The following is a 14,363-nucleotide window of genomic DNA, read 5'->3' as shown; positions in this document are numbered from 1 at the left end:
CGTCAGAGCAGGCCGATGGAGATCCACGGCACGGCGGCGATCACGATCAGGCCGATGAACAGCGCCACGAGGTACGGCCAGATGGCGCTGAGCGCCTCGTCGGGCGAGACTTGGCCGATCTTGCAGGCGAGGTAGAAGCCGATGCCGATCGGCGGCGTCATCAGGCCGATGTTCATGGCCGTGACGATCACCATGGAATAGTGGATGTCGTTGATCCCGAGCTTGCGGGCGATGGGATACATCAGCGGCGCCATGAGTACGATGGCGGGCAGGCCTTCCAGGATGCAGCCCAGCACCAGGAACACCAGGATGCTCACCGCCAGGAAGCCCCACGCCCCGCCGGGGAGCGAGCCCATGAAGGAGGCGAGGTCGTTGGCGATGCCGGCCTGGGTGATGGCCCACGCCATGGCGACCGCGCAGGCGAGGATGACCAGGATCGCCCCGGTGAGCGCCGCCGTCTCCACCAGCATGCCGTAGAAGGCGCGCAGGCTGATGCCGCCATAGAGCACCATGCCGACGATGAGGGCGTAGACCACCGCGAAGGTCGATACCTCGGTGGCGGTGGCCGCACCGCTCGACACCGCGCTGCGGATGAAGAAGGGCAGCAGCAGCGCCGGCGCCGCCACCAGCATGGTCTTGACGATCAGCCCGGCGGGTGCGCGCCTGACGCCCTCCATGTCCTCGTGGCGCGCCTTGAAGCGGGCGAGCGCGGCAAGGGCGACGAGCAGCACCATCGCCACCACGAAGCCGGACGTGAACAGCGCGGCGATGGACACGCCCGCCACCGAGCCGAGCACGATCAGGACGATGGAGGGCGGCACCGTGTCCGCCATGGCCGCTCCGGTGGCGAGCAGCGCGATCATCTCCTTCGGCTTGTGGCCGCGCCGCTTCATCTCCGGGAACAGGGCCGGCGCCACGGTTGCCATGTCCGAGACCTTCGAGCCCGAGATGCCCGAGACAACGAACAGCGAGCCCAGCAGCACGTAGGACATGCCGGCCTTCACATGGCCGAGCAGGGAGGCGAGGAAGTCGACGATCGCCTTGCCCATGCCGGTGTGGTCGAGCACGCAGCCGAGCAGCACGAACACCGGCACCGACAGCAGCACCAGCGACGACATGCCCTCGTCCATGCGGCCGATCATCACCAGCAGCGGCACGTGGGTGGAGAAGGCGAGATAGCAGATGGTGCCAATGCCGAAGCAGAAGGCGATGGGCACGCCCGCCACCAGGCACGCCGCCACGAAGCCCACCAGGAACAGCAGGATCGTCACGTTGCCGGCCTTGATGAGCGCCGGCGCGGCGAGCCACAGGGCGCCGAGCGCCGCGGCGACGACGGCGAGCGAGATCAGGATGTCGATGAGCTTCGAGCGCCGGACCGCATGCGCCACCGCCAGCGCCGCCATGCCACAGATGCCCACCGGCAGCGCCGCGGCGCGGAACGAGCCGGCGATGCCGAGCGCCGGCAGGGTGATGTAGGCCTCCTCCGACGCGTAGTCGTAGGCGGGATAGGCGAGCGCGAGCAGGAAGGCGGCCACCAGCAGCAGCGCCAGCGTATCCACGAAGCGCTGCAGGCGCTCGGGCATGGCGCGCACGAACAAAGTGAGGCGCAGGTGCTCGTTGCGGTCGATGGCCACCAGCGAGCCCAGCATGGCGAGCCAGATGAAGGCGATGGAGGCGACCTCGTCGCCCCAGATGATGGGCAGATGCAGCAGATAGCGCGACAGCGCGTTGGCGAGCAGCTGGAGCACCACCACCATCAGCAGGGCGGCGGCGAGCGCCTCCACCGGCCGCATGAAGCGCGAGCCCGCGCGGGGGGCGTCGCTGTCGGCGACCAGCGGCAGGATTTCGTCGGCTGCGGCCATGGCGGAGGTCCTGAATTGGAAAACGCTTGTCGCCCCCCGCCGTGGGGAGGTGTTGGCACCGATTCCCCTCTCCCGCTTGCGGGGGAGGGGCGCAGGGCAAGGGTCAACGGGAACCCCTCCCCCTTGTGGGGAGGGGCAGGGGAGGGGGCGTCAGCGCACAGCGGAGCTGACGCCCCTCGGCACGCTCAGGAGAGCGGGCCGGTATACTTCTCCAGCGTCGCCCAGGCCTCGTCGCCGTACTTGCCCTTCCACTCGGCGTAGAAGCCGGCCTTGCGCAGCTGCTCGCGGAAGCTGTCGACCTTCGGCTCGTTGAAGGCGAGGCCCTTCTCCGCCAGCTCCTTGCGCAGGGTGGCGTTGAGCTCGACCACGTCGGCGCGCTCCTTGACGCCGGCGGCGTTCACGTTCTTGGCGACGATGGCGCGCAGGTCCTCCGGCAGGCGCTCGAACGCGCGCCGGTTGGCGAGGAACCAGAAGCCGTCCCACATGTGGTTGGTGAGCGAGCAGTACTTCTGCACCTCGTAGAGCTTCGCCGTCGAGATGATGGCGAGCGGGTTCTCCTGGGCGTCCACGGCGCCGGTCTGCAGCGCGGTGTAGACCTCGGAGAAGTTGAGCGAGGCCGGGGCGCTGTCGAACGCCTTGAACATGGAGGTCCACAGCGGCGACACCGGCACGCGGATCTTCAGGCCCTTGAGGTCGGCGGCGGTCTGGATCGGCTTGGTGGAGGTGGTGATCTGGCGGAAGCCGTTGTCCCAGATCTTGTCCATGGCGACGATGCCGGACTTGGCGATCTGCCCGCGCACATAGGCGCCGAGCTCGCCGTCCATGGCCTTCCACACCGCGGCATAGTCCGGGAAGGCGAAGCCGATGCCGCTGATGGAGGCGTTCGGCACCAGGGTGGAGAGGATCAGCGGCGAGAGGGTGAAGAACTCGATGCCGCCCGAGCGCAGCTGGCTCAGCATGTCGGTGTCGCCGCCGAGCTGGCTGGAGGGGAACACCTTGATCTCGACCCGCCCGTTCGTCTCCTTCTTGATGGCTTCCACCATCTCGTTGGCACGAATGTTCATGGGGTGCGTGACGGGCAGGTTGTTGGCGTACTTGTAGCTGAATTCGGCGGCCTGGGCGCGGGCGACGTGCGGCGCGGCGATGCCGGCCACCAGAGCGCTCGCGGCGCTCGCCTTCAAAAGGGTGCGACGGGTCAGCGACATCCTAGGGCTCTCCTCCTGACAGGGTCCATCCGGACCACATTATCATTTACGGTCCATGATATGGACCTTGGTTCATGTCCCAATGCTGGCCCGCTTGTGGCGGTTAGGCAAGGGAGATATGGTCTCGCGCCGAACGGTTTGGCCGATCGGCGACAAGAAATCAAGAACTAGGTCCACATGCTGGATCACCATATGCTGGATCGCAGGGAGCAGACGTGGACACGGGTATGCGAACGGGCCGGGCGAAAGGCCTGGCTGGCGAGAGCAAAGCCGCAAAGGCCGGGGCAGTAAAGCCCGCGGTTGTGCGGCCCGCCGCGCCGCGCGCCGCAGACGAGCCCGGTGCAGGGGGCACGCAGTCCATCGAGCGCGCTATCGCGGTGCTGCTGCTGGTCGGCCGCGCCGGGCCCGAAGGGGGCCGTCTGTCCGACATCGTCGAGCGGTCCGGCCTGCCCAAGCCCACCGTGCGGCGGGTGCTGCTGGCGCTGGTGCGGGCGGGCCTGGTGGACCAGGACGAAGCAAGCCGGCGCTATCACATCGGGCCGGAGGCCTATGTGCTGGGCACCCTGGCGTCGGCGCGATACGGCATCCATGCGCTCTCGCTCGGCGCGCTCTCGCGCATCGCCAGGGAGAGCGGCGACTGCGCCTTCCTCACCGTGCCGCGGGATATCTTCGCCGTATGCCTGCACCGGGAGGAGGGCACCTATCCCATCCGCACCCACGTGCTCCAGGCGGGCGACCGGCATCCGCTCGGCGTCGGCGCGGGCAGCCTCGCGCTCCTCGCGGCGCTGCCGGACACGGAGGTGGAGCGCGTCCTCGCCGCCAATGCGCAGGCGCTCGCCGCGCACTACCCCGGCTATGCGCCCGAGCGCCTTCGGCAGGGGGTGAGCGAGGCACGCCGGCTCGGCTACGCGCTCAATCCGGGGCTCTATGTCTCCGGCTCCTGGGGCATCGGCGTCGCGGTGATGGATGCGGAGGGGCGCCCGGCGGGCGCGCTCTCCATCGCTGCCATCGATACGCGGCTCACGGCGGAGCGCCAGCCGGAGCTCGCGGCCCTGCTGCTGCGTGAGGCCCACGCTCTCGAAGCCGCGCTCGGCGCGGCGGCCAGGAGCCGCGGCCCCGTCAGGGCGGCGACGGTGCGCGCCACGGCCAAGGCCGCGTCGGCATGAGCCGACGCCCCGAATTCGTCAGCGCCCGCGCACCCGCGCCTGGCGCTACCTCATCCCTGGAGACCCTCAGATGACAGCCACGGCTCCCGGCACACCCCGCGGCGGCCTCGCCCGTGTCAGCAACCGGGTGATGAACCTTGCCCATTTCCTGCGCCAGGCCGGCCGGCGCTTCCCGCGCGAGATCGGCTTCGTGCACGGCGCCCATCACATGAGCTGGGGCGAGATGGACGCGCGGGTGGACGCCATGGCGGCGGCGCTCGCGGCCAAGGGCGTCGCCAAGGGTGATCGCATCCTGGTGCAGTCGAAGAATTGCCTCGAAATGTTCGAGAGCATGTTCGTCGCCTTCCGCCTGGGCGCGGTGTGGGTGCCGACCAATTTCCGCCAGACCCCCTCCGAGGTCGCCTATCTCGCTTCCGCCTCCGGGGCGCGGGCGATGATCTGCCACGCCGATTTTCCCGAGCACGTGGCGGCGGCGCGGGCCGAGGCGCCGACGATCGATATCCTCGTCGCCATCGGTGCGGCCGATTTCGGGCCGGACTACAACGCCGTGCTCGCGCCTTATCTCGGGACCAGCTTCCGCGACGCGGACGTGGAGCGGGATGACCCGTGCTGGTTCTTCTTCACCTCCGGCACCACCGGGCGGCCCAAGGCGGCGGTGCTCACCCACGGCCAGATGGCGTTCGTGGTCACCAACCATCTGTGCGACCTGATGCCCGGCACCACCCACGCGGACGCCTCGCTGGTGGTGGCGCCGCTCTCCCATGGGGCGGGCGTGCACCAACTGGTGCAGGTGGCGCGCGCGGCCAAGACCATCCTCCTGCCATCCGAGCGCTTCGACGGCACCGAGGCGTGGCGACTGGTGGAGGAATGGGGCGTCACCAACCTCTTCACCGTGCCCACCATCACCAAGCTGATGGCGGAGCACCCGGCGGTGGACCAGTTCGACCACTCCAGCCTGCGCTACGTGATCTATGCCGGCGCGCCCATGTACCGGGAGGACCAGAAGTTCGCGCTGAAGAAGCTCGGCAAGGTTCTGGTGCAGTATTTCGGCCTCGGCGAGGTCACCGGCAACATCACCGTGCTGCCCTGCGCCCTGCACGAGGCCGAGGACGGCCCGCAGGTGAAGCTCGGCACCTGCGGCCATGAGCGCACCGGCATGCAGGTCCAGATCCAGGACGAGGAAGGCACCGAGGTCGCGCCCCTCGCCACCGGCGAGATCTGCGTGGCCGGCCCGGCGGTGTTCGCCGGCTACTACGACAACCCCGAGGCCAATGCGAAGTCATTCCGCGACGGCTGGTTCCGCACCGGCGACCTCGGCCACATGGACGCGGAGGGCTTCGTCTACATCACCGGTCGCGCTTCCGACATGTACATATCCGGCGGCTCGAACGTCTATCCGCGCGAGGTGGAGGAGCAGGTGCTCACCCATCCGGCGGTGGCGGAGGTGGCGATCCTTGGCGTGCCGGACCCCATGTGGGGCGAGGTGGGCGTCGCGGTGTGCGTGCTGCGCGACGGCGCGCGCCTCACCGAAGAGGAGCTGATCCAGTTCCTGGACGGCAAGGTCGCCCGCTACAAGCTGCCCCGCAAGGTGTTCTTCTGGGGCGAGCTGCCCAAGTCCGCCTACGGCAAGATCACCAAGAAGATGGTGCGCGAGGAGATCGAGGCCCGCGGGCTGCTGGAACCGCAGGCCTCGGCGCGGGCGGGCTGAGGGCGGCACGCGGCGCAAAAGCCTTCTCCCGCTTCGGGGGAGGGGGCGAACGGTGGAGCCGGCGCGCGTAGCGAACAAGCGACACAGAACAGGGAGAAGCATCGTGTCTCAGGCAGGAAGCGTGATCGTGACGGGCGGAGCCTCGGGCATCGGGCTTGCGGTGGTTGAGGCGCTCATCGCCGAGGGCTGGCGCGTGGTGGCCGCCGACGTGGTCCAGGACAGCCTCGACACCGCGCGCGCCGCGCTCGCCGCCCACGGGGACAAGGTGCGCTTCGCCCGCGTCAACGTCACCGACGAGGCGGAGGTCGCCAACCTGGTTAAGGACGTGGAGGCGGATTTCGGTCCGCTCATGGGGGTGGTGAACTCCGCCGGCATCGCCGCCGATATCCCGGCGCTCGAGACCACGCCCGAGCTGTTCCGCAAGATCCTCGACGTGAACGTGGTGGGCTCGTTCCTGGTGGCGCGCGAGGCGGCGAAGGCGATGGCCCCGCGCAAGGCCGGCTCCATCGTCAACATCGCCTCGGTCTCCGGCATGCGCGGCAACCTCGGCCGCACCGCCTACGGCTCCTCGAAGGGGGCGGTGATCCAGCTCACCCAGATCCTGGCGGTGGAGTTCGCCCCGCTCGGCATCCGCGTCAACTCCATCTCGCCCGGCCCCATCGAGACGCCCATGGTGAAGGCGCTCCACACCGCCGAGGCGCGCGCCGGCTGGATGCAGACGGTGCCCATGCGCCGCTATGCCAGCCCCGCCGAGGTGGCTGGCGCCATCGCCTTCCTGCTCGACGAGGCGAAGTCCTCCTTCGTCACCGGCCAGAACATCGCCGTGGACGGGGGCTTCGCGGCCGGTGGCCTGATCGGGCTGTAGGACCGGCGCGCGCTCGCGCTTCCTCCGCTCGTGGGTCCAAGGCATGAACCCGATGCGTGATACTCGACGTTCCGTAACGTTCCGGGCATTGTCTGCCGGCGGGCAGAACGGAGAGAGTCGTTTTGGATCAACTAGATACCTCCACCATCCCTATCCATGACTTGGCGGTGATCGGTGGCGGGATCAATGGCTGCGGCATCGCGCGCGATGCCGCCGGCCGCGGCCTGAAGGTGGTTCTGTTCGAGAAGGGCGACCTTGCGTCCGGCACCTCCTCGGCCTCCACCAAGCTCATCCATGGCGGGCTCCGGTATCTGGAGCAGGGCGAGTTCCGTCTGGTTCGCGAGGCGCTGGCCGAGCGCGAGGTACTGTGGACCATCGCCCCGCACGTGGTGCGGCCCCTGCGCTTCGTTCTGCCCCACCATGACGGGCTGAGGCCGGCCTGGAAGCTGCGCCTCGGCCTGTTCTTCTACGATCTTCTGGGCGGGCGCCGGCTACTGCCGCGCAGCGCCGCCGTGACGCTGGCGGGCGGCCCGCTGGGCGCGCCGCTGAAGCCGGAATACCAGCGCGGCTTCGAGTATTCCGACTGCTTCGTCGACGATGCGCGCCTCGTGACGCTGACCGCCCGGGACGCGGCCGACCGCGGCGCGGACATCTTCACCCGGACCGAGGTGGTGGCCGCGCGGCGCGAGGGCGACCTCTGGCGGCTCACCGCGGCGCGGGGCGGCCGGCGCGGGCAGGTGCTGGCGCGCGCGTTGGTCGATGCGGCCGGCCCCTGGGCGGGCGATGTCCTGGGGGCGCTTCAGCTCGACGCCGCGGCCCGGCTGCGCCTCGTGCAGGGCAGCCATATCGTGGTGCCCAGGCTCTACGCGCACGAGCGCGCCTACATCTTCCAGAATGCGGACGGGCGCATCGTCTTCGCCATTCCCTACGAGGGCGATTTCACCCTCATAGGCACCACCGACCGCGATTTCTCCGGCCGGCCGGAAGAGGCACGCGCCAGCCCCGAGGAGATCGCCTATCTGTGCGCGGCGGCGAGCGAATACTTCGCCGCGCCGATCATGCCCTCCGATGTGGTGTGGAGCTATGCCGGCGTGCGCGCGCTCCAGGACGACGGCGCGGGCGCGGCGCAGGACGCCTCGCGCGATTATGTGCTCGCCCTCGATGCCCCGGCCGGGGCGGCGCCGCTGCTCGCCGTGCTCGGCGGCAAGATCACTACCCATCGGCGCCTCGCCGAGGCTGCGCTCGACAAGCTCGCCGGCCACCTTCCCATGACCGCGGGCTCCTGGACCGGGACGGCGGCTCTGCCCGGGGGCGACTTCCCCATCGCCGAGTTCGACACGGTGCAGATGCTGCTGCGCACGCGCTTTCCGTTCCTCGACAAGCGGATCGCGCGCCGCATTTTCCGCGCCTACGGCACGCGGGCCTTCCGCATCATCGGCGATGCGCGCACGCTGGACGATCTCGGGCCGTGGTTCGGTCCCGATTTGTGCCGGCGCGAGGTGGATCACCTGATGGACCGGGAATGGGCCATGAGCGCGCAGGACATCTTGTGGCGGCGCACCAAGCTCGGCCTGCGCATGACGCCCGCGGACGCGGCTGCGCTTGGCGCCTATATGGACACCCGCAGCAGCGGCGTGGCCGTCTGAGGATCGTCGTTCGGAGGTCGACGCTTTCCGGTCTCGGCTCAGGGGATCACGGGGAGGGATTGAGGATGCGGGTTTCTGCCGGAAAGTGGGCGCCGCGGGGGGGCGGGCGCGGCGCGGGCTGGCGTGCGCGCCTTGTCGCGGGGGTCTTTGTCGCCGGGCTCCTTGTCGCCGCGCTTCCCGCCGGGCCGGCGCGCGCCGATGCCGCCATGGCCGCGCGCGCGGCGGCGCTGGGGCCGCAGATCGAGGCCTACGCCATCGCGGGGATGAAGGGCTTCGACGTGCCGGGCGCGGCGATCGCCGTGATGGTGGACGGCAAGGTCGCCTACACCAGGGCGCTCGGCGTGCGCGCCAAGAGCGACACCCGCCCGGTGGACGCCGGGACGGTGTTCCAGATCGGCTCCACCACCAAGGCCTTCCTCGCCGCCACCATGGCCATCGCCGTGGACCGGAAGGCGTTGAAGTGGGACGATGCCATCGTCGACCGGCATCCGGGCTTCGCGCTCAAGGACCCGTGGGTGACGCGCGAGATGCGGGTGTTCGACATCATTGCACAGCGTTCGGGCCTCACCCCCTATGCGCACGATTTCATGACCATGCTCGGCTATGGGCCACAGGCGCTCGTCGCCTCGCTGCGCCATGCCGAGCCCGTCACCTCGTTCCGCTCCAGCTTCGCCTACACCAACATCACCCATCTGGTGGCGGGCGACATCGTCGCCGGCGCGCTCAAGGGCGCCGACTGGAACGCGGTGGCGAAAAAGGAGATCGTCGAGCCCCTCGGCATGGCCTCCACCAGCTTCACCGCCGAGGCCATCGCCGCCGCGCCCAACCATGCGGTGGGCCACCGCTTTGAGCTCGGCGGGGCGGTGGAGGTGCCGTTTGATCCCGTCTTTCCGTATTCGCTGGGCGGGGCAGGGGACATCAATTCCAGCCTCGACGACATGACGCGCTGGCTCGCCTTCCAGATGGCGGGCGGCGTGTTCGGGGACAAGCGCCTGGTCTCGGAGGAGAACCTCAAGGTGACGCGCATGGCGCGCGTCGCCATGAGCGACGTCTCGACCTACGACACGGGCATGGTGACGACGCAGACCGCCAACGGACGCGTTATCTGGCACAATGGTGGCACGATCGGCTTCGGCGCCCATCTCGGCTTCGCGCCGGAGCACGGGGTCGGCGTGGTGGTGCTCTCCAACGCCCAGAACAACGGATTTCCCGACGCGCTCGCCTTCTGGATCTACGGCAAGATGCTCGGCGATGCCGACCTCGACCCGATGAAGGACGCACTCGAGCGGGCAAAGGCACAGGCGGAGACGGCGCAGGCCCGCTTCGTGCCGCCGAAGGCGCCGCGTCCGTCCGGCGACCTCGCCGCGCTCGCGGGCACCTATCGCGGCCCGGTGCTCGGCGCGGCCACGCTGCGGGCGGAGGCCGGCGCGCTGGTGCTGGCGCTGGAGGAAACGGGCGCCCAGGTGCGGCTCGATCCCTTCGACGGCATGGTCTTCACCGCGCGCCTCCTGCCCACAGGGCGCTTCGCCGACGTGGTGAGGCTCAACGGCGACACGCCGCTCGGCTTCGCCCAGTTCGAGGCCGGCGGCGACGGCAGGCTCGGCGCGCTGGTGTTCTCGATCGAGGACCAGACCGTGCGGCTGGAGAAGGAATAGGGCGGAGCGGCTCCATCGCCGCGACCCCGCTGTGGGGTGTTGCTTGCCGCTGGGGTTTGGCGCGGACGGTGTGTTCCGGGAAGCGTCGTCATGGCCGGGCTTGCGCCGGCCATCCACGCTCGGCACCGTGGCGCACACTTGCGGAAACGGGGCGCTGGCGGTTCGGCGTGGATGGCCGTCACAAGGCCGGGCATGACGGCGCGCGGATCGAGGCTTCACCCGTCGCTCGGGGCCCCTCGCTCAAGCCCCGGCGGCGGGCAGGAGGCCGGCGCGCTTCAGGCGGACGATGGCGAGGTCCAGCGCCGAGAGGAAGGCCGAGCGCTCGCGCGGCGAGAACGGCTTCGGCCCGCCGGTGATGGCACCCTGGGAGCGCAGGTCCTCGAACAGGTTCCGGGTGGCGAGCGCCATGCCGATGGAATCGGGTGTGAAAGGCTTGCCGGACGGGGCGATCACGTCCGCTCCTGCCTTCACGCAGCGGGCCGCCAGCGGAATGTCGGCGGTGACCACCACGTCGCCCCGCCGGGCGCGCGCGGCGATGAAGTCGTCCGCCGCGTCGGGGCCGGCCGGCACTACCGCGCGGTGCACCAGCGGATCGCGCGGCACGGCGATGGGCGCGTTCGCCACCACGATCACCGGCACCAGATGGCGCAGCGCCACCTTGTAGGCCTCCTGCTTCACCGGGCAGGCATCGGCATCGATGAACAGGCGGATGCCTTCCGCAGCGGCGGCCGGGGGCGCGGGATCGGTGCTCTCCATGCCCCTGTCTTGGCAAAGGCGCGGGCGCGGTGCAAGGCAGGCGGCGAGCAGCCTCGCCGCGCCGGTGCCTCAGCGCAGCTTGCGGCGCTCGACCGAGAGATCCGCGAGCAGGCTCTCGATGCGCTCCGCATTGCCGCCGAGGTCGTGCTCGCCGTAGCGCGAGGCCGAGCGGGCATCCACCCGCGCGCCCTTGGGGGTCGAGCGGATGCGGATCACCACGTCGGACCGGAAGCCCATGATGGGCGAGGTGGACACCGCCTCGATGCGCCCGTCGCGTCGCGCCCCCCGGGGCGGCGTGGCGTCGATGATGCGCCAGCGCCGCTTCTGGATCAGCCCCAGCAGCGCGTTGAACGCCTCCTCGGGCGTCGCGTTGAGGTCCTGCGGCTTGATGCCGGGATAGGCCGCGCGCTGGGCACCGGGCGGGCTGGTGGGCTGGTAGGCGACCGGGTTCGCCTCGCGCGGGCGGGCCAGGGCCAGCGCATGGAAGCGCGGCGGATCCTCGATATCGGTGGTGATGTCCGTGAGGCGCGGCAGCATCAGGCCGCGCGCCAGCACCGCCGCCGGACCCGCCACCAGCAGGAAGGCGATGGCGACGCTCGCCATGGCCTTGCCGATGCCGCGCCAGCCGCTTTCCCAGATGATGAAGAAGGCCACCGTGCCGAGAACGCCGCCGGCGAGGGCGAGGCCGAGCCCCACCAGCAGGGTCGTCACAGCGGGACGGAACTCCAGCAGGCCGAACCGGTAGAGCGCCGCCGCAAGGACGATCACCGGCACCGAGAATATGACGAGCCGGAAGCTCCACTGCGCGAGCGGAGACTGGCGCTCCTCCTGGTAGAGCCGGCGTTTGATCATCGCGTCCCTGCATCTGGCGGCGTCCGGGCGCCCGGACGATGCCGCCTCCGAGCCAAGGTTTTGCGCGCCGGGGCGGCCACTTGGCAAGTCCTCTCGACAAGTCCTCTCGACAAGCCCGCAGGCCTCCCGCCCGCGGGCTTGCGCTCACCGGGGGAGCAGTGCCGGCAGATCGTCGATGCTGTCCACCACCACGTCGGCATCCCGGTAGAGGTGTTCCACAGGCGCGGGACCCGAACGCACAAGGATGAAGCGCGCGCCCGCCCCGCGCGCCGCGGCGAGGTCGTGGGCGCTGTCGCCCACCACCGCCATGGCATCGGGCGCATGGCCGAGCGCCTCGGCCGCCGCCAGAACCATGCCCGGCGACGGCTTGGAGCCGAAGCCGGAATCGTAGCCGTGCACCAGGGACAGGAACGGTGTGAGGCCGAGCGCAGCGGCCTGCTGGCGCGCGTTCGCCTCGGCGTCGTTGGTGACGATGGCGAGGTCGATGCCCTGGCGGTGGAGGTTCTCCAGAACCGTCCTTGGCCGGCCGATCGCCGTGAGGTGCCTGAGGCCGGCTTCGGCGAAGAGCTGGTCCACGAGGCCCAGGAAATCCGCGCTCGCGTCCCGGCCCAGAGTCTGAGCCCAGAGGGCTCCATAGTGGGCGGAGGAGCCCGCCACCAAAGGCGAGGTGGGCAGGAAGCGCTGTTCGGCGGGCAGAAAGTGGCTCACCGCCTGCAGACGCGCCATGGCGGCGGCATCGCCGTCCGCGAGGGTGCGGATGACGTATCCGGCGGCAGGACCCCAGGTTCGGTCGAAATCCACCAGGGTGCCGTCCTTGTCGAACAGCAACGCCTTCAGGTCCTGCATGGTCGCGCTCTCCGCCTCGGCTCGCGCCGCGCGCGTGTCCGCGTATGGAATAACCCACCGTCCGTGGTTCGTGTAGCGTAGAGGAAGCAATTTGCCGGTGGCCATTCTGCCGCTTCCGTGGCAGTGACCCGCCCTCGCTCCGCCCGCCGTCCGGTCGGCGGCACGGCGGCGCGGGGCCCGCGGGATGCAGTTCGTGTGCGGGGGAAACGGATCGCCGTTTTCCACCGTTGTGGTCTTCATGGATCGGCTTCAGGTTTTCCGCATGGCGCCAGCGACATCGCGATATCCCGGCGGCTTTCGCCGCGCCGCCGCGCTTCGGGTGGTGCTGGCCGGGGTGCTGGTCTGCGCCGGTGCGGGAGGCGCTCCGGCCCAGTCGCCGGCACCCCTGCCACCCGTGAAGCCGCGTCCGCCCGCCGCCGCGCCCGCGGATCCGTACGCCGCGCCGCGCGCTGCGGCCGCGGTGGGGCAGGCGGCCCGGCCGCGCCAGCCGGCCGCCGTCGCTCCGTTGCCGCGTCCGCGCCCCCCGGGGCTCCTGGAGCTTGATGCCGAAGCCGAGCGCCAGCGGCAGGCGAGCGTCGCGCCGGCGCCGCCACCCGAGCCGCCGCCGTTCGCCTTTCCGTCCCTGTTCGGGCCCCCGCCGGCGCCGGCCAGCTTGGCGGATCCGCCATCGGCACCCGCGGCTCCCGAGTCGGCGCCCCTGCCGCCCCCGCCGCCGGGTGCCGGCACGCCGCCGCCGGCCCGGCCAGCCCGCCTTCCCCCAGCTTGCACCGCCTTGGTCCAGTCGGGCGCCATCGCCGCCGAGATCGACGCGGATTTCGTGCCCAAGCCCGGTTGCGGCCTCTCCGAGCCGGTGCGGCTGACCGCCATCCGCCTCGGGGATGGGCGCATGGCGGCGCTGAAGCCGGCCGCCATCCTGCGCTGCGAGACGGTGCTGGCGGTGGCGGCGTGGGTGCGCGAGGACATCGCCCCGGCGGTCGCCGCCCTCGGCACCAAGGTGGAGGCGGTGAAGGTCGCAGCCTCCTATGATTGCCGTTCGCGGAACCGCGTGTTCGGCGCGCGCATGAGCGAGCACGGCTATGGTAACGCGCTCGACGTGGGCGGCTTCGAGGTCGCCGATCGGCGCAAGCTGGAGGTGGAGGGCGGCGGCTTTCCGCTCAGCCTGCGCAACCTGATGAAGGACAGCGCGTGCCGGCGCTTCTCCACGGTGCTCGGGCCGGGCTCGGACGGCTATCACGAGGATCACATTCACGTGGACATCGCCCAGCGCCGCAACGACTTCAAGCTCTGCCGGTGGGAGACCGCCGATAAGCCCAAGGTGGCGGCGCCCGTGCCCCAGCCCAAGCCCGCGGACGGGGCGCAGTCGCCAGCCGCACCGTCCGCACAGGGACAGGCCGCCGTGGCGCCGGTAGACGGTGGCAATGACGCGAAGGTGGCGCGGGAGCCGGCGACCATCGCTCCTTCCCCGGCGAAGGACGCCGCAGGCGAGGGCGCGGCCGGCTCGCCCGCCAAGGGACAGGCGGGGGCCAGACCAGGGGGTGGCAAGTCCCAGGCCGCGCCTGCGACCGGCGCCAAGTCGACTGGCGCCAAGTCGACTGGCGCCAAGTCGTCCGGTGCCAAGTCGTCCGGTGCCAAGTCGTCCGGTGCCAAGTCGTCCGGTGCTGAGCCTGCCACCGGCGCCAAGCCGCCCGCAGGCACGTCATCAGAGGGCAAGTCCGGCGGCGGGAAGACGGGCGGAGACAAGAGCGGCTGACGCAGTCGCCCGCAGCTTGGGGCAGTCCCATGCCGGCCGCTGGTGGCGGAGG

General features: G+C 70.7%; 11 protein-coding genes. 6 read left to right on the top strand and 5 right to left on the bottom strand.

Annotated elements, in window-relative coordinates:
- Positions 1-2: 2 nt before the first annotated feature.
- Together V5F67_RS19705 and V5F67_RS19700 are read right to left on the bottom strand one after the other, a co-directional pair.
- The gene (locus V5F67_RS19705) at positions 3-1,862 is read right to left on the bottom strand and encodes a TRAP transporter large permease (protein ID WP_394020205.1); all 1,860 of its coding nucleotides are present in this window, start codon (positions 1,860-1,862) and stop codon (positions 3-5) included.
- Positions 1,863-2,047: 185 nt separating this feature from the next.
- The gene (locus V5F67_RS19700) at positions 2,048-3,067 is read right to left on the bottom strand and encodes a TRAP transporter substrate-binding protein (RefSeq protein ID WP_394020203.1); all 1,020 of its coding nucleotides are present in this window, start codon (positions 3,065-3,067) and stop codon (positions 2,048-2,050) included.
- Between the two features lie 377 nt (positions 3,068-3,444).
- Here V5F67_RS19700 and V5F67_RS19695 point away from each other — a divergent pair, with 377 nt between their 5' ends.
- From V5F67_RS19695 to V5F67_RS19675, 5 genes are all read left to right on the top strand, one after another.
- Positions 3,445-4,233 carry an IclR family transcriptional regulator gene (locus tag V5F67_RS19695; protein ID WP_394020201.1) on the top strand — a complete coding sequence of 263 codons (789 nt, stop codon included), beginning with the start codon at positions 3,445-3,447 and terminating at the stop codon, positions 4,231-4,233.
- Between the two features lie 70 nt (positions 4,234-4,303).
- Complete coding sequence (locus tag V5F67_RS19690) at positions 4,304-5,941, top strand: acyl-CoA synthetase (protein WP_394020199.1); 1,638 nt, start codon at positions 4,304-4,306, stop codon at positions 5,939-5,941.
- A 103-nt stretch (positions 5,942-6,044) separates the two neighbouring features.
- A complete protein-coding gene (locus tag V5F67_RS19685) occupies positions 6,045-6,806 on the top strand; it encodes an SDR family NAD(P)-dependent oxidoreductase (RefSeq protein WP_394020197.1) in 762 nt (253 codons plus the stop codon).
- Between the two features lie 122 nt (positions 6,807-6,928).
- Positions 6,929-8,452, top strand: a complete 1,524-nt coding sequence (locus V5F67_RS19680) for a glycerol-3-phosphate dehydrogenase (RefSeq protein ID WP_394020195.1) — start codon at positions 6,929-6,931, stop codon at positions 8,450-8,452.
- Between the two features lie 206 nt (positions 8,453-8,658).
- On the top strand, positions 8,659-10,107 hold the full coding sequence (locus V5F67_RS19675; protein WP_394020193.1) for a serine hydrolase: 1,449 nt from the start codon (positions 8,659-8,661) through the stop codon (positions 10,105-10,107).
- A 240-nt stretch (positions 10,108-10,347) separates the two neighbouring features.
- On the opposite strand, the gene V5F67_RS19670 is transcribed toward V5F67_RS19675, so the two are convergent.
- The 3 genes from V5F67_RS19670 to V5F67_RS19660 all read right to left on the bottom strand — a co-directional run bounded on the left by V5F67_RS19670 (position 10,348) and on the right by V5F67_RS19660 (position 12,561).
- The gene (locus V5F67_RS19670) at positions 10,348-10,863 is read right to left on the bottom strand and encodes a YaiI/YqxD family protein (RefSeq protein ID WP_394020191.1); all 516 of its coding nucleotides are present in this window, start codon (positions 10,861-10,863) and stop codon (positions 10,348-10,350) included.
- A 69-nt stretch (positions 10,864-10,932) separates the two neighbouring features.
- Positions 10,933-11,715 carry a DUF1499 domain-containing protein gene (locus tag V5F67_RS19665; protein WP_394020189.1) on the bottom strand — a complete coding sequence of 261 codons (783 nt, stop codon included), beginning with the start codon at positions 11,713-11,715 and terminating at the stop codon, positions 10,933-10,935.
- Positions 11,716-11,859: 144 nt separating this feature from the next.
- A complete protein-coding gene (locus tag V5F67_RS19660; RefSeq protein ID WP_394020187.1) occupies positions 11,860-12,561 on the bottom strand; it encodes an HAD family hydrolase in 702 nt (233 codons plus the stop codon).
- A gap of 772 nt (positions 12,562-13,333) precedes the next feature.
- Between V5F67_RS19660 and V5F67_RS19655 the strand changes: the two genes are divergently transcribed.
- A complete protein-coding gene (locus V5F67_RS19655) occupies positions 13,334-14,311 on the top strand; it encodes an extensin family protein (protein WP_394020185.1) in 978 nt (325 codons plus the stop codon).
- The last annotated feature ends 52 nt before the right edge of the window (positions 14,312-14,363 follow it).

Origin of the sequence: Xanthobacter pseudotagetidis, assembly GCF_043194795.2 — a bacterium.
Classification (GTDB): Bacteria; Pseudomonadota; Alphaproteobacteria; order Rhizobiales; family Xanthobacteraceae; genus Xanthobacter; species Xanthobacter tagetidis_A.
Note: the sequence above shows the minus strand (reverse complement) of the source record. Positions and strands in the feature narration are given on the sequence as shown.

Excerpts from the sequence above, each read along its gene's own strand:
- V5F67_RS19705 (WP_394020205.1), bottom strand. The coding sequence starts at position 1,862 with ATGGCCGCAGCCGACGAAATCCTGCCGCTGGTCGCCGACAGCGACGCC.
- V5F67_RS19700 (WP_394020203.1), bottom strand. The coding sequence starts at position 3,067 with ATGTCGCTGACCCGTCGCACCCTTTTGAAGGCGAGCGCCGCGAGCGCT.
- V5F67_RS19665 (WP_394020189.1), bottom strand. The coding sequence starts at position 11,715 with ATGATCAAACGCCGGCTCTACCAGGAGGAGCGCCAGTCTCCGCTCGCG.
- V5F67_RS19675 (WP_394020193.1), top strand. The coding sequence starts at position 8,659 with ATGGCCGCGCGCGCGGCGGCGCTGGGGCCGCAGATCGAGGCCTACGCC.
- V5F67_RS19670 (WP_394020191.1), bottom strand. The coding sequence starts at position 10,863 with ATGGAGAGCACCGATCCCGCGCCCCCGGCCGCCGCTGCGGAAGGCATC.
- V5F67_RS19660 (WP_394020187.1), bottom strand. The coding sequence starts at position 12,561 with ATGCAGGACCTGAAGGCGTTGCTGTTCGACAAGGACGGCACCCTGGTG.
- V5F67_RS19690 (WP_394020199.1), top strand. The coding sequence starts at position 4,304 with ATGACAGCCACGGCTCCCGGCACACCCCGCGGCGGCCTCGCCCGTGTC.